Origin of the sequence: Meridianimarinicoccus zhengii (assembly GCF_003254465.1) — a bacterium.
GTDB lineage: Bacteria > Pseudomonadota > Alphaproteobacteria > Rhodobacterales > Rhodobacteraceae > Meridianimarinicoccus > Meridianimarinicoccus zhengii.
Genome location: NZ_QDFI01000012.1, coordinates 62,101 through 81,185, shown reverse-complemented (window position 1 = coordinate 81,185; position 19,085 = coordinate 62,101). Strand labels below are relative to the sequence as shown.

General features: G+C 68.3%; 18 protein-coding genes. 10 read left to right on the top strand and 8 right to left on the bottom strand.

From position 1 onward, the window contains the following. Window positions 1-174 precede the first annotated feature (174 nt). The 6 genes from DDE13_RS06050 to DDE13_RS23555 all read left to right on the top strand — a co-directional run bounded on the left by DDE13_RS06050 (window position 175) and on the right by DDE13_RS23555 (window position 5,527). Window positions 175-1,518, top strand: coding sequence for an HlyD family type I secretion periplasmic adaptor subunit (locus tag DDE13_RS06050; protein WP_162630879.1), 1,344 nt, complete (start codon window positions 175-177; stop codon window positions 1,516-1,518). A 209-nt stretch (window positions 1,519-1,727) separates the two neighbouring features. After that, on the top strand, window positions 1,728-2,147 hold the full coding sequence (locus DDE13_RS06045; protein ID WP_111402466.1) for a hypothetical protein: 420 nt from the start codon (window positions 1,728-1,730) through the stop codon (window positions 2,145-2,147). A 3-nt stretch (window positions 2,148-2,150) separates the two neighbouring features. Further along, window positions 2,151-2,771 carry a MotA/TolQ/ExbB proton channel family protein gene (locus DDE13_RS06040; RefSeq protein WP_111402464.1) on the top strand — a complete coding sequence of 207 codons (621 nt, stop codon included), beginning with the start codon at window positions 2,151-2,153 and terminating at the stop codon, window positions 2,769-2,771. A gap of 28 nt (window positions 2,772-2,799) precedes the next feature. Then, entirely contained in the window at window positions 2,800-3,225 is a 426-nt protein-coding gene (locus DDE13_RS06035; RefSeq protein WP_111402462.1) for an ExbD/TolR family protein, read from the top strand. Beyond that, entirely contained in the window at window positions 3,222-3,626 is a 405-nt protein-coding gene (locus tag DDE13_RS06030) for an ExbD/TolR family protein (protein WP_111402460.1), read from the top strand. Before DDE13_RS06035 ends, DDE13_RS06030 begins: the two co-directional genes overlap by 4 nt. Then, complete coding sequence (locus DDE13_RS23555; RefSeq protein WP_111402458.1) at window positions 3,626-5,527, top strand: DUF4384 domain-containing protein; 1,902 nt, start codon at window positions 3,626-3,628, stop codon at window positions 5,525-5,527. The genes DDE13_RS06030 and DDE13_RS23555 overlap by 1 nt, the downstream gene beginning before the upstream one ends. Window positions 5,528-5,635: 108 nt before the next feature. Here DDE13_RS23555 and DDE13_RS06020 read toward each other — a convergent pair whose 3' ends face one another. Both DDE13_RS06020 and DDE13_RS06015 read right to left on the bottom strand, forming a co-directional pair. After that, window positions 5,636-7,195: a caspase family protein gene (locus DDE13_RS06020; RefSeq protein ID WP_111402482.1), complete on the bottom strand. Its 1,560-nt coding sequence runs from the start codon at window positions 7,193-7,195 to the stop codon at window positions 5,636-5,638. Window positions 7,196-7,202: 7 nt separating this feature from the next. Then, entirely contained in the window at window positions 7,203-8,288 is a 1,086-nt protein-coding gene (locus DDE13_RS06015; protein WP_235868608.1) for an OmpA family protein, read from the bottom strand. Window positions 8,289-8,445: 157 nt separating this feature from the next. On the opposite strand from DDE13_RS06015, the gene DDE13_RS06010 reads away from it, so the two are divergent. Further along, window positions 8,446-9,579: a methyltransferase domain-containing protein gene (locus tag DDE13_RS06010; RefSeq protein ID WP_111402456.1), complete on the top strand. Its 1,134-nt coding sequence runs from the start codon at window positions 8,446-8,448 to the stop codon at window positions 9,577-9,579. A gap of 69 nt (window positions 9,580-9,648) precedes the next feature. Here DDE13_RS06010 and DDE13_RS06005 read toward each other — a convergent pair whose 3' ends face one another. The 3 genes from DDE13_RS06005 to DDE13_RS05995 form a co-directional block, all read right to left on the bottom strand. After that, window positions 9,649-10,941, bottom strand: a complete 1,293-nt coding sequence (locus DDE13_RS06005) for a hypothetical protein (protein WP_111402454.1) — start codon at window positions 10,939-10,941, stop codon at window positions 9,649-9,651. 111 nt (window positions 10,942-11,052) lie between these two features. Further along, on the bottom strand, window positions 11,053-11,508 hold the full coding sequence (locus DDE13_RS06000) for a hypothetical protein (protein WP_162630878.1): 456 nt from the start codon (window positions 11,506-11,508) through the stop codon (window positions 11,053-11,055). Continuing rightward, window positions 11,457-13,019 (bottom strand): caspase family protein, encoded by a 1,563-nt coding sequence (locus DDE13_RS05995; RefSeq protein WP_162630877.1) that lies wholly within the window; start codon window positions 13,017-13,019, stop codon window positions 11,457-11,459. The genes DDE13_RS06000 and DDE13_RS05995 overlap by 52 nt, the downstream gene beginning before the upstream one ends. On the opposite strand from DDE13_RS05995, the gene DDE13_RS05990 reads away from it, so the two are divergent. Continuing rightward, window positions 13,018-13,779: a hypothetical protein gene (locus tag DDE13_RS05990; RefSeq protein ID WP_162630876.1), complete on the top strand. Its 762-nt coding sequence runs from the start codon at window positions 13,018-13,020 to the stop codon at window positions 13,777-13,779. The genes DDE13_RS05995 and DDE13_RS05990 overlap by 2 nt on opposite strands. Window positions 13,780-13,794: 15 nt before the next feature. Here the strand turns inward: DDE13_RS05990 and DDE13_RS05985 are convergent, their stop codons facing one another. Beyond that, complete coding sequence (locus DDE13_RS05985; RefSeq protein WP_235868607.1) at window positions 13,795-14,640, bottom strand: M15 family metallopeptidase; 846 nt, start codon at window positions 14,638-14,640, stop codon at window positions 13,795-13,797. Window positions 14,641-14,809: 169 nt separating this feature from the next. On the opposite strand from DDE13_RS05985, the gene DDE13_RS05980 reads away from it, so the two are divergent. After that, on the top strand, window positions 14,810-15,388 hold the full coding sequence (locus DDE13_RS05980; protein WP_235868606.1) for an OmpA family protein: 579 nt from the start codon (window positions 14,810-14,812) through the stop codon (window positions 15,386-15,388). Between the two features lie 51 nt (window positions 15,389-15,439). Further along, window positions 15,440-17,581 carry a serine/threonine-protein kinase gene (locus DDE13_RS05975; protein ID WP_111402446.1) on the top strand — a complete coding sequence of 714 codons (2,142 nt, stop codon included), beginning with the start codon at window positions 15,440-15,442 and terminating at the stop codon, window positions 17,579-17,581. A 99-nt stretch (window positions 17,582-17,680) separates the two neighbouring features. Here the strand turns inward: DDE13_RS05975 and DDE13_RS05970 are convergent, their stop codons facing one another. Then, complete coding sequence (locus tag DDE13_RS05970) at window positions 17,681-18,394, bottom strand: PP2C family protein-serine/threonine phosphatase (RefSeq protein WP_111402444.1); 714 nt, start codon at window positions 18,392-18,394, stop codon at window positions 17,681-17,683. Further along, the gene (tagF, locus tag DDE13_RS05965; protein ID WP_111402442.1) at window positions 18,391-19,083 is read right to left on the bottom strand and encodes a type VI secretion system-associated protein TagF; all 693 of its coding nucleotides are present in this window, start codon (window positions 19,081-19,083) and stop codon (window positions 18,391-18,393) included. The genes DDE13_RS05970 and tagF overlap by 4 nt, the downstream gene beginning before the upstream one ends. Between the last annotated feature and the right edge of the window lie 2 nt (window positions 19,084-19,085).

Genomic DNA, 19,085 nt, shown 5'->3' with positions numbered 1-19,085 from the left:
CGGGCGGCGGGGCGGCCGCCGGTGCCCCGCCGCCGCGGCGCCGGGTCGCCGCAAGCGCCTGACCGCGGACCGAGATGCGCAATGCCCGCCCCGGCGACAGGTTCGGGACGGGCGGAGATGGATAATGACGGCCCGCCGATGGATGTGGGTCGCGACATGGAAAGGAACGCTCGCGTGACATACGAGACTTCGACACGGGGGCGCGGGCAGGCGCCTGTGGCGGACCGGCTGACATCGGCATCACCCGCGCTCCGCCTTGGCACCGCGGCGCTTGTCGTTCTTGTCTGCGGCTTCGGGTCATGGGCCGTCATGGCCGAGATCTCCGGCGCCGTGATCGCGTCGGGGCATATCGCGGTCGAAACCAGCCAGCATACGGTGCAGCATGTCGATGGCGGTACGGTGGCACAGATTTCTGTCCGCAACGGCGATGTGGTCGAGCAGGGGGACCTGCTTGCCCGGCTCGACGGTGCCGATCTCATGTCCGAGCGCACGACCGTCCGCGACCAAGTGTTCGAACTGATGGCGCGCAAGTCGCGGCTTCTGGCCGAACAGCAGGACGCGGAGACCATGCCGCCCGTGCCCGCACTCCTGCAGGCCATGGAAAGCGATGCGAAGGCCCGGCAGAGCCACGACAGCCAGCTTGCCCTGTTCGAGTCGCGAAAGGCGTCGCGCGCCCAGCAGGTGGCCACGATCCGCGAGCGTATCGCGCAACTGGACATTCAGGTCGCCGGGTTGGCCGACCAGGCGGCGGCCCTGCGCGAACAGATCGTGCTCATGGACGAGGAGATCGCGGACCAGGAACGGCTGCTTTCGGCAAGGTTGACACAAAAGAGCCGCTTTTTGTCCCTCAACCGCGCGCGGTCGGAACTGAAAGGTCGCCTCGGCGAAGTGACCTCGGCCATGGCAGAGCGGCGCGCGCAGGTCGCGGAACTGGACATGCAGATCGTCGGAATCGGCACGGAGTATCGCGAACGCGCGATTCAGGAACTGGCCGAGACCCGAACGGATCTGCGCGAAGGCATCGAACGTCTGCGACATCTCGAAAGCCGGATCGCGCGGCTGGACATCACCGCGCCCGTGTCCGGCGTGGTCCACGACATGCAGGTCACGACCGCGCAGTCGGTCCTGCGCGCGGCGGAACCGTTCCTGTCCATCGTTCCGCTCGACCAGTCGCTGGTGATCTCGGCGCGGATCGACGCGTTGCAGCGGGACAAGGTTCATCCCGGACAGCTTGCGGCCATCCGGTTCCCGGCGCTCGACCAGAACGAGACGCCCGAAATCAGCGGCATACTGACAAACATTTCCCCCGACGCGCTGGAAGACGAGCGCACCGGCGCACGGTTCTACGACATCCGGATCACGATTCCCCCCGAAGAAGCCGGGCGTTTTCCCGCGGGCAGCGCATTGTTTCCCGGCATGCCCGCCGATGCATTCATCCAGACTTCGGCACGCAGCCCGATGGCCTATCTGACCAAACCCGCGATGTACTATGTCGACAAGGCATTCCGGGAGGACTGAGCTTCTCTGGGGATGCCCTTGCCTGCCGCTTGTCGTGGCGCCGTCGGCGCAGAACGTCGCCCCGTTCAGCCTCCACCGCGTTTTGACCGCGGTTCGGGACGAGACACGGCACCGCGCCCGGTCTGCCTGCGCCGCGATGGGCAATGATATCTTGACCGCTCCGCGCTTATCCCTTTGGCTTGACCCTAGGCAATGGCGGAGGGATCGACATGCGCGGGGCGATAATGGTGGCGGCGCTGACCGCCGTGACCGGAACCATCGGCGCCGCGCAGGACGGACGCCTGACCGTGGAGCTGAACAAGTTCGAGGACGGCGCAGAGGGCGAAGGGTGCCGGGCGTTCTTCCTTTTCCGCAATGACACCGGCGCCGCCTTCGAAGGGTTCGAAATGTCGCTGGCGATCCTTGATCCGCAGGGCGTGATCGACCGATTGCTGACCATCGACGCCGCACCCCTGCCTGCCGATCGCACCACGCTGAAACTGTTCGAAATACCGCAGACCGCCTGCGCCGACATATCCGAGGTGCTGCTGCATGACGTATCGAGCTGCAAACCGCAGAATGCCACCGAAGCCGACTGTTTCGCGCTCATGGACCTTGCCAGCCGGACCCCCGCGCCGCTGGTGAAATAGGTCATGGCCGGTCTGCTGGACATGCTCCTGGCCGGCGGGCCGGTGGTGATGATCCTCGTGGTGCTGTCGCTCGTGTCGCTGACGGTGATCGCGGCGAAGGTGCTGCAATTGTCCGGCGCGCTCTCGGGTGAGGCCACGCGCGCGCAGGCGCTGGCGTCATGGGCGGAGGGCGACCGCGAAGCGGCGATGGCCTCCTTGGCGCCGGGCCGCACCGCGGTGGACCGGCTCCTGCACCAGGCCATGACCGGACTGCGCGCGGGCTTGCCGCGGGCACGGCTGGATGACGATCTCGAATGGCGGGGCAATGCCGAGATCTCCACTCTGAACCGCAACATCCGGTTCCTGGAACTGGTCGCCATGGTCAGCCCGCTCATGGGGTTGCTGGGCACGGTGCTGGGCATGATCCAGTCGTTCCGGGAACTGGCTCTGGCGGAAGGGGCCGCAAACGCGTCACTGCTGGCGGCGGGCATCTGGCAGGCGCTCCTGACCACCGCGGTCGGGCTGATCGTGGCGATCCCGGCGGCCATCGCCGCGACGCTGCTCGCCGCGCGGGTGGACGCGGTGGCGCAGCGTATCGAAGCCTCCGTCGGACGGCTCTTCGCGATCGAGGATCGGCTGGACTGACGCGCCGGACAGGAAGGGACCGCGCAGCATGCAGATCACGCGCAGACAGCGACAGGGGGCGGTGATCTCGCTGGTGGCGATGGTCGACGTTCTGATGATCATGCTGGTGTTCTTCATGGTCACGTCCACTTTTCTCGATCTCGACATGATCCCCATGGCCGAGCGCGCGCCGGACGCCCCAGCGCCGGATGTCGTGCAAGGGGCCGCCGTGGCGGCGCCCGGCAGCCCGGTCATGGTGCGCCTTGGCGCGGACGGGCGCAGTTACCTGCGCGGGCGCGCGCTGGATGCGGACGCGCTGACCGCGGCCTTGCGCGCGCCGGACCTGCGCGGTGCCGAGGTGCTTGTCCTGCCATCGGGGCAGGCCGATGTGCAGGCGCTGGTGCGTGTGATTGACGCGATCACGCGGGCCGGGCCGTCAGCGATGCGCATCCTCCGGGTGGAGGTGCGGCCATGAGGCTGGTCCGGCGTCCGCGGCGCGCCGCGCCTGAAACCATCGTCGCGCTGATCGACGTGGTGTTCTTCCTGCTCGTATTCTTCCTGCTGATCGGCCGCATGGATGCCACCGCCCCGTTCGAGGTGCTGCCACCCCTTTCGGACGGCGGAACCGATCTTCCCGGCGGCGGGGCGACCGTGGCTGTGGCTGCCGACGGCACGCTTGCACTCGACGGTGCCGCCATGCCCGAGGCTGCCGTGCTCGACGCGTTGCGGACGCGGCTGCGCGATGCGCCGGACCTGCGGGTGCGGGTCAACGCCCATGGCGCAGCCCCGCTGCACCGTTTCCTGCCGCTGGCCGCGGAGATCGAGGCGTTGGGCGCGCGCGAGGTCGTGCTCGTGGTCACGCCCGGGGTCCCGTGATGCGGCGGCGCGCGCGTCTCTGGCCCGTGGCGGTCCTTGTGTCGGTGCTGGCGCATGGGGTGCTGGTGGGCGTGCTGGCGCTGGCCGTGGACCCGGCGCCGACCGCCCCGCAGGAGACCCCGCGCACGCGGCTCGCGATATCCACGCAGGCGGTGGAAAGCCAAACGGCGCCGCCCGCGACCCCCAAGTCCGAACGCCCGGACGCGCCGTCGCCGGAAGGCACGCGGATGGACGGCGCGGCGGTGCCCGTGTCCCGTGCCCGTCCGGCCGAACTCGATACGTCCGGTGCCACGGCACTCGCTCCGGCGGGGGTCACGCTGACGCCGCGGGCAGAGCCGGGGCAGGCGGTCACGGAACTGGGCGCGCTGGCGGGTGAAGTCCTTGCCCCCGTTGAACAGGGGGCTTCCGTCGGTGCCGCGGTGGCGCCCGCAGACCTTGTGCCCGACCGGGCGGCGCCCGCGAGTCCGGTCGGGCAGCCGTTGGTGCCCGCCGAAGCACCTGCGGCGGTGAGGGCGCGTCCGGCTGATCCGTCCCCCGTGCAGGCACAGACCGTTGCCGAAGGTTCGACGCAGGCCGCCACCGTGTCGCCGGGTGGTGTGTCCGCCCCGGTGGCGTCCGCGCAAGGGGCCCGGCTGGGTGCGGCGGTCGCTGAGGGCAGCCGGGTCGACGCCGCACCCGCGCCAGGCCGGATTGCCATATCTGTCTCGGTCCGGGACGATGTGCCGGTCGCGGCGGACACGCCCCGGCCCATGCGGATCGCTGTCGTTGAGAGTGCGGCGGGGACGGAGGCACAGCCGTTGCGGATCGCGGCGGGCGCGGCGGCACCTTTGGTGGCGGCCTCCGACTCAGGCTTGGTCCTCGCGTTGGCCGGGCTTTCGCGTCCTGCCCCGGTCGCCGCGCGCCCGCCCGAAGCGGTTCCCGTGCCCATGGACGCGGCGCTGGCAGCGGAGGCGGCGCGCCCGGCACCCGGCGATGGACAGCCGCTGGATGCGCGCGATCCGGGCGGGGACGCCATGGTCCCGCGTGTCCTCGGCAGCCTTGCCGCCCCGGCCGCGCAATCCGCACCCGAAACGGAGCGCGTGACCGCTGCGCTGGCCTGGAGCGGTGACGGAGGCGAGGGGGCGATGGACCCGGTTTCGCTGGCCGCCATCCAGTCCTTCCTGCGCCCGAGCGATGGCGGGCAGGGCGAAAGCACGGTGCGCGACGGCATTTCCGGCATTCTGGAATCGGTTCCCTGCGCCCGGTTGCAGACGGCCTTCGCCCCCGAAACCGGCCAGCTCGAACTGCGCGGTCACATTCCGGAAGAGGGCCTGCGCGCCCCGGTGCTGGCCGCGCTGCGTGCGCAGGTCGGCGCATCGATCCCGCTGGCCGACAACATGCTGGTGCTGCCGCGTCCGACCTGCGGGGCTCTGTCCGGGATCGCGTCGGTCGGGCTGGCGCAATCGCGCGAACAGACCCGTGATCCGCGCATCGTCGGACCGACCGCCCATGCCCGGGTCTACAGCTTCATCGATGGCGACCGGCTGTTCTTCGATCTGACGGGGCCGGATTACCCGGCGTATTTCTACATCGACTATTTCGATGCAGAGGGGATGGTCCTGCATCTGCAACCGAACGAGATCGTGCCGCTGGCCCGGATCGACGCCAAGGAAAAACTCGTGGTTGGTCAGGGCGCGGCGGGGCAGCCGGCGCTGGACATCCGGGTAGGCCCGCCGTTCGGGCAGGAGATCATGGTCGCCTTCGCGGCATCCGTGCCGCTATACGATGGCTTGCGCCCGGTGCGCGAACCTGCGGGCCCCTATCTCGATTTCCTGCGCGCGCGGGTCGCGCAGGCGCGCGCGGCGCATCCGGATTTCAAGGGCGAATGGGTGTATTTCTTCGTCTCCACGCGGGCGCGCTAGGCGGGCGCGCCTCGCCCGGACTGCCGGTCAGCTACGACGCGCTGACTGTCCGGTCGAGCGTACAGCGCCGGCTTGTCTCGGCAGCGGTGCGGGTGTCAGGCCCGGCGCCTACTGGCAGCCGCCTTCGGCCCAGTAGCGAAGATTGTGCTTGAGCCCGCCGCCCAGCGGATGCGACTTGGCCAGCGCGGGCGCGTTCTGGCCAAGGTAGGTCTTGGCCTGTGTGCACAGCGCATCAGGCGTCCACTGGTGGCACGAGGCACAGGTCGCATCCTTCCACAGCGATTCGGGCAATCCTTCGATGGGAGGAAAGGTCGGGCTGCCCTCGATCAACGTGGCGATGCTTTCGCCCGCGATGCCGGGCCCGCCGGTTTCGAGCGGGCCGTCGAACGTCACGAGACCGGTCGGTGCGACGAGACCAGGCGGCGCGTCAGCCGCGTCGGGTGCGATCTGGAGCGCGCGGTCCCCGTTCGGCAGCGCGGCGATGACGGTGTCGCCAGCGTCCTCCGCCGCCTTCTCCCGCAACAGCGCAAGTTCGAATGCCGCCAGTTCGGCATAGGTCCCGGCGGGAAAGGCATCGAGATAGGCCTGGTAATCGGCCGCGGCCCCGGAGGTGCGCGCGGTTTCGATCAGCTCGCGCTCCGCGTCTTGCGGGGCGGTCGGCGGGGGCGTGGCCGACGGGCTGACCGATTGCGGCTGCGCGGGGGCAGGTGCCGGTGGCGCCGCGGCCTCGGCCGACGGAGCGGGCGGTGAAAGCTCGGCGACCATCAGCGCGTTGATCATCTCGCGCGCGGCGCCGGCGAACGGGCTATCGGGAAACGCCCGCAGGAACAGAAGGATCTGCAGCGGATCGCCCGTGTCGCGCACCGCATCCCAGGCGAGTTCCGCATCGGATTTCGGCGGCGGCGCCGGTTCGTCGGGCACGAAGGCGAACGCGTTGGTGAGCGAGGATGCGTCCCATGGCACCTGCCGCCCGCCCGTTTCTTCCAGCACATCCACGCGGACCTGCTTGAACAACTGCTCGATCGGCAGGCCGGGGCGCGGGATATGCGTGAGCAGCGCCTTGGTGAAGGGGCTGTTCCCGTCGAGCCCGTCAAGCGCGACAGATCCCGGCGCCGTCGAATAGGCAAGATAGGTCCCGGTGGGCGCCTTCATTTCCGCTAGCCCGTTGTCGTTCATGTCTGGCACCGCGTCGAACGGATTGTCGCGGCAGGCGTCGAGGATGACGATATTGGTGGTGTTGCGCGCGGACTGCATCTGGCGCAGCACGGCCTCGGCCGGGACCCCCACGAGGCTGAGGTCCGCAGCATTCTTCAGCGCCGCGTCCACGGGTACAAGGAAGTTGGTCCCGAAGGACTGCACACCGTGTCCGGCATAGTAGAACAGGCCCGTGGCATCGCGCCCGGCATCGCGCAGGTCCCGGCCGAACTGGGCGATGGCGGTGTTCAGCGCTCGCTGATCCGCATCCAGCAGCAGCGTGACGTCGAAACCGGTTTCGCGCAGCGTCGCAGCCATGTCGCGCGCGTCGGTGGCGGGATTGTCCAGTTGCGTGACACCCTGGTAGGCGCTGTTGCCCACGATCAGGGCGATGCGCTGTGCCGCATCCTGCGCGGCCGCTGCGGCGGCGGTCAGACCGGCGAACAGCACCGCGAGGGCCGGAAGAATTCGCATGCGCAGATCAGCCATCGGCCACCGCGAATTCGATCCGGCGGTTGCGTTGCTTGTTGCGCGGGGAGTCGTTGGGCACGAGCGGGCGGCTTTCCCCGTATCCGACGCTTGTGATCCGCCCTTCGCCCACGCCGTGCGACACAAGGTAATCGACTACAGACGCGGCACGCTGCTGCGACAGCCACCGGTTCGTCGCCTCAGGTCCGTCGGAATCGGTGTGGCCGGCCACGACGATGCGCAGGCCCGGGCAGCGCGCCACGATATCGGCGATACTGTCGAGCAGGAACGCGCTTTGTGGATCGAGTGCTGCACTTCCGGAGGCGAAATTGATGTTGTCGGTGCGGGACAGGATCTCGAACCGGCCCTTGCAGGCCTCGAGGTCGAAATTCCCTTCGGGTTCCAGCGCCGTGCGCACCGGGGCCGGGGCGGCGGGCGCTGCCGCGGCGACGGCCTGCGGGGCGCCCGCGTTGCGTGCGAAGACGAAATCGAAGGTCACGGATGCGGAGGGCACGATATCGACCTTTGCGGCCTCTTCGAGCTTCGTCACGCCGTCGTCGAGATTGAAGAGTGCTGTGGCGACGGGGACCGGTCCGCTCGATGCGACCGAAACCAGATCGCCGGTGATCAGTGTGACCGCGACATCAGCTGTCAGCTCCTGCGCGACGCCGTGCAGGGCCAGCGTGAAGGTCAGCGGTACAGTCTTGCGCCGGAGCTGTGCCAGGTCCGCGACCAGCGCCGGGTCGATGCGCGCGGTCACCACCGCTTCGGGAAACTGGAAGGTTTCGAACAGCAGGAAGCGCATGCGTACGTTGCGCAGGTCGATCTTGGTGTCCACGGAATCCAGCGCGATCGTGACGGTTGCCGTCCCGTCCTCAGCGATTTCGCCGGTATAGGTGGCGAAAGTACTTGATTCCACCACGCTGTTGTTCTTGACGGACTGGAACTGCAACGAGGATGCGTCCGGCTGCAAGGTCCAGCCACCGGCGAAGGGGTCTTGCGCCGCCGCGCCACCTGCGCCGATGCCTGTCGCGACAAGTGCGACGAGGCCGGCGCGTGCGAGTGCCCGAAGGCCGACGAAAAGGCCGCTGCTGCTCACGATGACTCCCGTTCAATGCGCTCTGTACATGCTGACACTAGCACTGCACCGTTTTCAAGGGAACGGTCATGCGTGAAGCCATTCCTTGCGACAGGACAGCAAAGAAATTGCGATCCGGTGAACCTCGGTTACAGTTCGGCAGGATCGGGGGTGCCACATGCAGGCGGACACGCAGATCGACGCGCTGGAACAGGAACTTGCGCGGCTGGAAGGCGCCATCGCGCGGGAATGTGCCGAGATCGCGTCGGTGCTGGCCCGGCCTTTGCCGACCGACAGTGCGCGGATCACGGCGGGCCAGCGCCGGATCACTGGCCTCGCGCGCGAGGTCATGGCAATGCTGCCGCGCTTCGACCGGGTCGAGGGCGAACTTGCGTCCGAGGCGCGCGCGCGGGCTGCGGCGCAGGGCGGGGCGGCCTTGCTGCCGCAGCGCTGGTACGCCCTGCGCGCACGGACCCACCGGCTGCGCGGCGATATGAACCGGTGGCACGAAGTCGGCGCGCTTCTTGCGCAGCAGGCACCGCCGTCGGCCAGCCCGCTTTATGTCATGCGCGACGCGCTGCCCGAAGCGCTGATCACCCAGGCCGAGGTTGGCGACGCGCTTCTGAACAGCCTGCACCGGCTGATCAATCCCGAAGAGCAGGCGCAGGCCGCCCACGCCCATGGCTGTCACGCGGATATCGGGCTGGCGCAAAGTACGTTCCTGGAACACGCGCACGCGGCCTACCGGCTGTACCTTGCGCAGCGGCGGCGGGCGCCCGCGCGGTTTCTCGATGTCGGCTGCGGGGCAGGGCTGAAGGTCGCCACCGCGATCGAGTTCTTTCCGCGCGCCGACGGGCTGGAATACGACCCCGGCTATGCCCGGACGGCGCAATCGCTGTTCGCGGCCATGGGCCTTGCGCAGTGCCGGGTCATCGAAGGCGACGCGATGGCGTTCGACGGCTACGACGATTACGACGTTGTGTATTTCTACCGTCCGATGCGCGACATGGACGCGATGAAGGCGCTGGAGGCGCGCATCGCGGCGGGGGTGCGGCCCGGTACGATCCTGATTGCGGCCTATGGCGGCTTTGCGGCCCGGCACGCGGATCTCGGCTGTGCGCATGTTGCCGGAAACCTGTTCGTCGCGCATGCAAGCACCGAGGAAGCCGCCCAGTTGCGGTGCGACGCGGAGTATATCGGCCCCTTCGTGCGCCGCCGCGAGACCGCATTGACATCGGTGTGGGAACCGATCCTCGCGGCGTCCCATGCCAATGGCTATGGCTTGCGGCGGGCGACCCCGATCAGGGTGTGATCCGCCGAACGGGCGCAGGGGCTTTGATCCGGCCCGGCATGGGCCGTCGGTGCGTTGCGGGCACCTTTGTCAGAACTGGTAGCCGAAATTGATCTGGCCGCCCTGGTAGCCCTCGTTGCCGACCGTGTAGGTGAACCCGATGCGGATCGCGTCCCAGGTCAGCCCGTTCCGCGACGCCTCGGTGCCGAAGGACACGGCGAAATCGGTGTAGTTATCGATATAAACCGCGTCGCCGAAGATCTGCGTGTTCACCACCGATGCTTGCCAGGTCGTTTCGGTGCCGAAGAGGTCATAGCCCAGCGGGCCGGTCACGCCGACACCGTTGCGTGTGACGGTGTTCTGGAGGTCATAGTCGATCTCGAAATCGTCCACCCTCTGGGTGGCGCCGCTGGTGGTGATATAGGACAGCATGTTGCCGATATTCACCTCGGTCGATCCAACGTCGAAACGGAAGGACGACGACAGGCTGCCGGAATAAAGTGCTGCAAGCGAGCCGAGATCGATCGATCCGGTCGCGCCGGCGCGCACCATCGGGGTCAATGTCCAGCGCGTGGTGATCGGCACGCGCATCCCGAGACCGAGCGAGGCCGCCGCCGATTCCGATCCGTTGGTGCGCGAATAGGTCAGCGGCACGTCGATGATGATCGCATAGCGCGGATCGTCAAGCGGGCGCACGAAGCTCAGCGGCAGGTTCACGGTATCGATGTCGTTGCCATCGACGGAGAACCGCCCGAAGCGCGCGCCAAGGCCATAGACGTTGCGCCGCCCTTCGCCATCGCCGCCGGCCGCACTTGTGCCGCGCGAGCCGTTGCCCGCGCCAAGCCCGGTGCCCACCCCGAAATCCGACGCGATCATGGTGCCCTGCAACGAGGCAGGGTTGCCCGCCACGGGGTCGGCGCCTGTGTTCTCGACGAAATAGTTGAGGATTCTTCCCAGGAGTCCCTCCTGGTTGGTTTTCAGGAAATCCTCGAGATCCTCGCCGTTGCCGTCGCGCGTGGCCTGTGCCCCGAACGTGCGGCTGAACCCGAGTTCCGGGATCGAGTAGACGAGTTCGGGTCCGGACGTGGGAAACACGACGGACATCGGCAGGCCGCGGAAATTCAGGTTGCCCGTGGCGATCGACGTGTCGGTATAGGCCGGGTTCAGGGTGACAAAGCCGGACGAGGACAGGCCGAGATCGACGAAGTCTTCGATCGTGTCCGCCGAATTCGTGGTGGTCACGCCTTCGCTGATCACCGTGAGGGAAAAGTTGTCCGCCGCAAAGGCGGCCACCGGCGCGAACAGTGCCGCGGACAGGAGGCCCGCGCCGATGAGCCGCGCCGTGAGAGTCCTGTTTCCAGTGCTTGCTGGTCGGTTGGTCATGGCACGTCAATCCCCGTGTCAGCTATCGTGGGCGCTCAAGTCTTTGCGTCGTTCTGTCTTTCCCGACTGTGCGCAAGCGCACTTTGGCATGGAAACATGGTTAACCAAGGGTCAGATATTTGCGAGAAGATTTGCAAGCTCGCGCGCATCCGCCACCGCCCTGCGATAGTTTTGCAATAGTTCGTCATCCGTCCGGCCGCCCGGCGCGGCGGTGAGCGTCGCGTTCACGCGGGCATCAAGGTCTGCGGGGATCGGCGTGCCCGCCGCTGCGGCCTGCGCGCGGCGTTCGATGATGCGGCGCTGCTGCGCTGCCAGTTCGCCTTCCAGCGCTGCCAGTTCCGCCGTCAGGGCGGCTTGACGCGCCTGCTCCGTCTCTACGGCGGCGGTGCGTTCCGCGATGCGCGCGTCATAGGTGCCGCTCGACAGGCCGGACACACCGGACAGAAACCCCCCGTCCGCCGGGTCGTCGGAGGTCGCGCAGGCCGCGAGCAGCAATGCGCCGCAGCCGGTCAGGCTCAGGGTCTGTCGGGCGATGGCCGGTCCTCCTCCAGGAAATCGGTGAGCCACGCGTAGGATCCGCTGGGCGCGCGGGACATGATGTCGAGCTGGCGCAGGAAAGTGCGCGCGTCCTCCAGCACGCGGCTGGGCATTTCCGTGCCGCCGCGGGTGGCACCGTGGCGCGGCACGAGATCGATGGAAATCTCGGGCATGAAATTCGCCTCGGTGGTGTTGATCAGGTCGTGGTAATAGCTGCGCGATGCGTCCAGCCGCGCCGCGACCGCATCGCGCTGCGCGACCATCGCCGCTACATTCGCCGCGATCTCGTCGATCACGGGCCGGGCCGCCGGATCGTCGCCAAAGCCCGCGCGAGCGCGGGCCAGATCGTCCTGCGCCAGTTCGAGATTCCGTTCCAGCGCGATGAAGGCGCGCAGATCCTGCCGCAGCACACCAGCGGTGTAGGTGCCCAGGAACACCGCCATCTGCGCGCCGTCCTCGATCAGGCGCTCCACGGTGCCGGTGCCGGGGCGCTGCGCGGCCCGCCAGTCGGCGAATGCCTGCGCGAGATAGGGGCCGAGGTCCTGCGGGCCGACGTCCCGCGTGGCGGAGGCATAGCCCAGAAGCTCCAGCGACGCCGCGACGGCGCCGGTATTGTCGAGCGCCGCGAACATTTCGGGCGCGGGGGCGTCGCCCTCGGCGGTCAGCGCCTCGATCCGGGTGCGCGCCACCTGCGCAAACAGCCCGTCGGGATAGCGGTCGAGATAGGCGGCATAGGCCGCGGCGCTGCCAGCCTCGTCGGCGGCTTCCCAGTCCCGGACCTCGGCATCCACGGTGTCGGGGCGGCTTCCGGGGACGAGGTAGAATTCGCCCAGCACCGATTCCTCCACCCACGGGATCTGCAAGCCGCGGGTTTCACGTACGACCTCCTGCCGCACGCGGCCGAACATGATGCGCACGTCGATGCCGGGGGTGGCGATATTGTCCAGCAGCGCTTCGGTGAACGTGCTGTTGGTGCCCGACCCGTCCAGCGCCACGTTGCCGGGGTCGGTGGAATAGGCGATCAGGGTTCCCGCCGTGCCGCGCGACTGTGCCAGACCTTCGGGCGCGATGCCGGTTTCCACCAGCGGGTTGTTGCGGCAGGCATCGAGGATGATGACCGACAGGTCCGCATCCGCCCGGTCGACAGCTTCGCGGATCTCGCTCAGCGTGATGCTGGACGCGGCCACCGCATCGGCCGCAAGCGCGGGCAGTTCGACGCCGATCAGGTAGTTCTCGGAAGAGACCTGCACCCCGTGCCCGGCATAGAACACCATCGCAATCTCGGCATCCCGCGCGTTGCGGGCGAATTGATCGAGCGATGCCAGCATCTCGGGTCGGGTCGAATCGCGTGCGGTGATCACGTCGAACCCGACCTCGCCCAGCCGCGCCGACAGCGCGTCCACGTCGTTGATCGGGTTGGCCAGGGACAGTTCGGGCCGGTCGTAGCCTGCATTGCCGATCAGCAGGGCCACGCGCCCGGCTGCCCCGGCGGGTGTGGCGATCCCGGCGCACAGCAACAGGATGATCGCGATTGCACGCATGACGTGTCTGCCTCCGGCAACATGGCCCGACGGTAACGCGACGGACCGCGCCTGTGGACACAGTCTTGCATCTTGTCTAGCGTTCTGGCCAGAGCGTTTCGCGCCTGCCCTGCGCCATCTGGAGGACAAGACCATCGCCCGATCCGGTTCCCCCCGGCTGGTCGCTGCAGTTCTGGCCTGCCTTGCCGTGACCGCCTGCGGCGAGGTCGTCACCTACACCCCGGAAACTCCCGCAGAGCGCGAGCTGCGCGAAAGCCGCGAACGGCTGCAGCGCACCGTGGGCGAGGGGGGGCTGGCGGGGGCCGGGCTGGGCGCGCTGATCGGGGGTGCCGCGGGCGGCGTGCAGGGCGCGTTCGCCGGGGCCGAGGTCGGGCGTTTCGGCGGGGCGGCGGCGGGCGGCTACGTGCGCCAGCTACAGGAACAATACGCCACGCAGGAACAGGTGCTGGACGCCGTCACGGCGGACCTGCGCCGCACCAATGACCGCATGGAAGACAGCATCCGCGCGATGCGGGCCGCGCTGGCCGAACGGCAGGCCGCCGCCGCCACGCAGGATGCCGGGCTGACGGAACGGCTTCGGGCCGAGGTGGACGACACCGTCGCAGTGGCGCGCCAGCAGGAGGCGTTCTTTGCCAGCACCCGGTCGCTTCTGATCAGCGACGGGCTCAGCACGCAGGGCAGCATCGACCCCGAACTCGCCCGCCTGCGCGACCGTGTGGCGAACATGCAGTCCATCTCGGATACGTTGGCCGGGATCTGACAGGCGGCGGCGCGGTCAGATTTTCCCCTCCGCGCGCCACTCCTCCAGAAGCCCGCGGCTGACCTCGAAATGCATCGAATCCTCGCGGCTGAACCCGGCGCCCCAGATCCAGCCTGCCTCGCGGAAGAAATCGGCAAGGATGGTCAGGCCGAGCTGCGTCTTGCCATCGCCGAGCGTATCGAGCTGTCCGTCGATGTTCAGGTCCACGGCCAGCCCGAAGGAGTGGCTGGACACACGCCCCACGCTGCCGCGGATCTGGCGCACGCACAGCGACCCGGCGGTGTTGATCCGGTCGTAAAGGTCCTGGTCCGCCTTGCGGATGTTCTCCAGCACCTCGCCAAGACTGTCGAGCGCGGGGCGCAGCATGCGCACCCGCACCGGCCCGACCTGTTCGACTTCCAGCATGGATTTCAGCGTCGGGTTCGTCATTTCCTCGCAACTGTCGCTCAGGTTCTCGCGCGGGCTGCCGAGGAAGGATTTCAGGAAATCCGGCGTGGCATGTTCCAGCCCGGCGTTGACGTCGCGCCGTTGCGCGATCAGCACCACCTGAGCATAGGTATCCCGGATGGCGTTCGGGCCGAAATTGATCGCGGGATTATCGCCGGGCGTTGCGGATTGCGGCACCGGGCGCGTCGCAAGGCTCCGCAGTTCGGTCCGCAGCGATTCCACCTCGCGCCGTAATGCGTCGATCTGCCCGCGCAGGGACTCGATCTCGATCCGCGCGGCGCTGTCCACCGCCGCGCCGCCGCCTTGCTGCGCCGTCCCGCCTTCGCCCGGCGGCATGGACTGGACCAGGAACCAGATCAACCCGGCCCCGATCAGGGCGATGGCCGCAGCGATTAGTCCGATGGCGATGCGCAAGCCCTGCTCTCCGGTATCGACGTCACGATGAAACGGTGCGTTGATCCCCCCGGCGAGTCAATCGCCACGCCGGTGTCGTATCGCACGGAACGGCGCAAGGATGTTGTTATGGTTTGGGTGATCTAGTAGGTTTCGGGCATTCGGGCCGGAAAGGTATGGAACGATGATGATGCGCTATTCTCTTCTTCTGGCTTGCTTCGTTGCGATGGCGCCCGCCGCGCATGCGCAGTCGGACGGCGCCGCGATGACAGAGGAGCAGATCCTCGAACGGTTCAACAAGCAGAAGACCCGCGGGCTTTCGATCGCGCCGGTGTCCGACGGCGCGGAGGCCGCGGCCGCGCCGCAGGCTTCCGACACGACCACCGTTGCCCGGCAAGACGAAGCCCCGGTGGGCTTCCAGACCTTGCCGCCGGAAGAACAGGTCAACATCAACATCGCCTTCGATTTCGACAGTGCCGCGCTGCGCGAGGACCAGAAACCGAAGCTGGCCACGTTGTGCAGCGTGATGAACAAGATCGACGTGGAGGTGTTCCGCATCCTCGGGCACACCGACAGCGCCGGATCGGAAGAATACAACCAGCGTCTGTCGAAATTGCGCGCAGAGGAAGTGAAGCGGTTCCTCGTGTCCGATTGCGGCATCGCCCCGACCCGGCTGGAAGCCGTGGGCGTGGGCGAAAGTGCCCCGATCCTGCCGGAGGATCCGCGCGCGGATGAAAACCGACGGGTCGAATTCCAGGTCCTGGGCTGACGTGGTGCGCCCCGCGCGCACGGATCGCCCGTCTTGTGCGGCGGGGCGGACATGAACGGCGCGACATTCAAGGTCGGTGACCTTCTGAACAACACCTACCGGATCGAGGCGGTGCTGGGCCGCGGCGGCACGTCGGAGGTGTATCAGGCGCGCAGCGAGATTTCGGGCAACCGGGTCGCGCTGAAGGTGCTGCGGGCGGAGTTTTCACGCGACGAGGGTTTCCTGAACCTGATGACCCGCGAGGAGGACATCCGCGAGATCCGGCACGACGCGATCGTCCGTTACTACCACAACCAGCGCAACGACAATGGCGACGTGTTCCTCGTGATGGATTACGTCGACGGTCCGGGGCTGGACAAGAAGCTGAAATCGGGCGGCATGCCCGCGTCCGAACTGATGGTCGTGGCCGAGCGCGTGGCCGAGGGGCTGGCCGCCGCCCACGCCAAGAACATCGTCCATCGGGATCTGTCGCCGGACAACATCATCCTGCGCAACGGCAGCCCGTCCGAGGCGGTGATCATCGATTTCGGGATCGCCAAGGATACCAATCCGGGCGCGGAAACCATCGTCGGCAACGAATTCGCCGGGAAATACGCCTATGCCGCGCCCGAGCAACTGAACGGGCGCAGCGACGTGCGGTCCGATATCTATGCCCTGGGCGCGCTGCTTCTGGCCACCTTCCGGGGCAAGGCCCCGCAGATCGGCAACAACCCGATGGAAGTGATCGAGAAGAAGGGGCTGCCGCTGGACACGGAGGGCGTGCCGGAGCCGCTCAGGACGCTGATCGACCGGATGACGGTTCCCGATCCAGAGACCCGGCTTCAGGACATCGGCGCGGTTCTGGCGCTGATCCGGGGCGGCCCTGCCGCGGATGCGGCCGTTCCGGATATCGACGAGGCGACGGTCATCGCGCCGCGCCCCGCGCCGGGGCGGACCGGCAGCGCGGGCAAGGCAACTGGCCCGGCGCACACGCCGGAACGCAGGGGCCGGGGCGGGCTGGTGGCCGGGCTCGGTGGCCTGGTCGTGGCCGCGGCGCTGGGTGGTGCGTGGTTCGCCGGGGTGTTCGACCCGCTTCTCGGCCCGGCGCTGCCCGTGGCCGATCCCTTCACACTGACGCTGGAACAACCGCCGGAGGGCCCCGCCCGCGCCGAAGGCTACGCGCCTTCCGAGGATGCCGCCGCGGCACTGACCCGGCAGATCACGGCGCTTGGCGGCACGGCGGACCTGACCCCGGCCCGCGGCGAGATCGTGGCGGATTGGGCTGCTGCCGTGGGCACGTATGTCGATATCGTTGCGCCGCTGGGCGAATGGCGGATCGCGCTCAGCGACAACGATGTGCGCATCGAGGGCCTGACCCGCGACCGCGATCTTCTGGCCGAGACCGAGCAGGCGTTGGCGGAAGCCGCCGCAGCTGCGGGGATGACGCTGGAATCCTGGATAGAACTCGGCCCGCGCATCCTGCTGCCCTCGTCGCTGGACCCTGTCCTGACCGCCTATGCCGATTGCGGCGCAGTGCGGCTGGTCGATCCGCCAGCTCAGGGCTACACCAATGCCGACACGGTGCGCGTAACCGGGCGGTTTGCCGCGGAAGCGACGCGCGACGGGCTGACCCGTGCGATCGAAAGGATGGCAGGGATGCGCCCTGTCGAGGTTCAGGCCGAGATCCGCAACGAGACCCTGTGCCTGTTCGACACCGTGCTGCCCAACGCGCCGCCGGCGGGTTTCGGGATCACTTTCAGTCTCGGCGACACGGGCGAGGATCGTCCGGATGGCGATTTCGTCGTCGGGCAGAACCCGGTGATCGACCTCGTGATCCCGGACGACGTGACCGGGGGATTCCTGTACGTGTCCGCGCTGGACGTGTCGGGCAAGGTGTTCCACCTGCTGCCAAACGTGAACCGGCCCGAAAACGGCGTGGCGGCGCTGCGCGACGGGCGCGAGGGGCCGGTGATCGTGCGCCTGGCGCATACCTTGGCGGAGGCGGCGGAGTCGGGCGGCAAGAAGCTGGCCTTCGTGGTGGACGAAACCGCGTTGGGCAAGACCCAGATCGTGGTGATCCATGCGGAGGAGGAATTCATCGACGGGATGCGCCCGACCACGGAATCCGCGCAGGGCTATGCCGATGCGCTGGCCCGGCAGACCGGGGTCATCGACACGCTGGACACGCGCATCCTGACGACCCGCCTGCCGTGATCGACCGCGCCCCGCGAAAGCGGTTTGCGCCGCCGCTTGCCGCGTGCCGTGATGACCCGCTGTGGCGTGATCCGCGACAACGGATCGCCGCGACAGGCCCTACGGCACATCCACCACGATGATCGAAACGTTGTCCTTGCCGCCGCCATCGAGCGCGATCTGAAGCAGCCGGTCGGTCACGGTTTCGATGGGCGTATCCTGAAGCGCCGCGCGGAGGGTTTCGAACCCGGCATGCTTGTTCAGCCCGTCCGAACACAACAGGAACCGGTCGCCCGGCCGCGTCTCGCCGCGGATCTTTTCCAGCCCCGGCGCATCGCCCACACCCACTGCCTGCGTGATCGCATTGGACTGCGGATGGAATTCCGCCTCGTCCCACGTCATCTGGCCGGACTTGACGAATTCGGCCACGACCGAATGGTCCGTTGTCAGCATCTTGATCGCGCCGTCGCGCAGCAGGTACAGGCGGCTGTCACCGGCCCAGAAGGCGACGAAATGCCCGTCCGCCAGCATCAGCGCGACCACCGCGGCGCCGATCGTGACCCCGCCATGGCGTGCGGCTTCTTCAAGGATCGTGGCATGCGCGCCGTTGATCGCGTCGCGCAGCCCGCGCATCCTGTCCGCCGGGCCGAGATCGGCGGACAGCCCCGCGACGGCCTCCACCACGGTCTGGCTGGCGAAATCCCCCGCGGCGTGACCGCCCATGCCGTCGGCCACAACCCAGACCCCAAGATCGGGCAGGGCGAGAATGGCGTCCTCGTTGATCTTGCGCACGCGCCCGACATGGGTCACCGCGTTGTACCTGATCCCGTTCATGTCGGCGTTCCTTCGCTTCGCGTCGTTTCGCGCCAGATATCGGCCTCCAGGTCGAACAACGCGCGCAGGCGCCGCCGGCCCGGCAGTCCCTCGGCCAGCATCAGCCGGGTGTCGCCGTCCAGAACTGCGCTCCAGACCGACGGGCTGCGGAACCCGCCCGGTGCCGCCAGCGCGGCGGCGGCATGGCCGGGGTCGGTGCCGTCGGACAGGCGCACCGCCATGATGCCGGGCCCCTGTGCGCAATGCGGCGTGCGCGGCAACGGCGGTGGACGGATCGCGCGGACACGCTCGATCAGCCGCTCGCGGGTCATCGCGTCACCGAGCGCATCCAGCGCGGCCAGTTCCAGCGCCTCGAAGGTGGGCGCGGCCGACAGATGCGCAAGGATCGCGGACCGTCCGGCGGGCAGCGCCATTGCCAGTGTCAGCGGAAACTGCCGTCCGACCCGGTCGATCGACGGCATCACCACGCCTTGCGCCCCCTGCGGCCCGGCAAGCCCCGCGGTCAGCGTGAAGCGCCAGATCGGCGCGGTGGTGTAGCAGCCCGTCCAGCGCGCCCCGAGATCGGCGCGCACCTGCGGCAGCCCCGCCTGAAGCCAGCCGTCCCACGCGGACACGAAGGCGGTATCGATGTCGAAGCGGAAGAAATCCCCCAGCGCGGGCATCTTTCCGAAGGCTCCGAAGCCGCCCATGG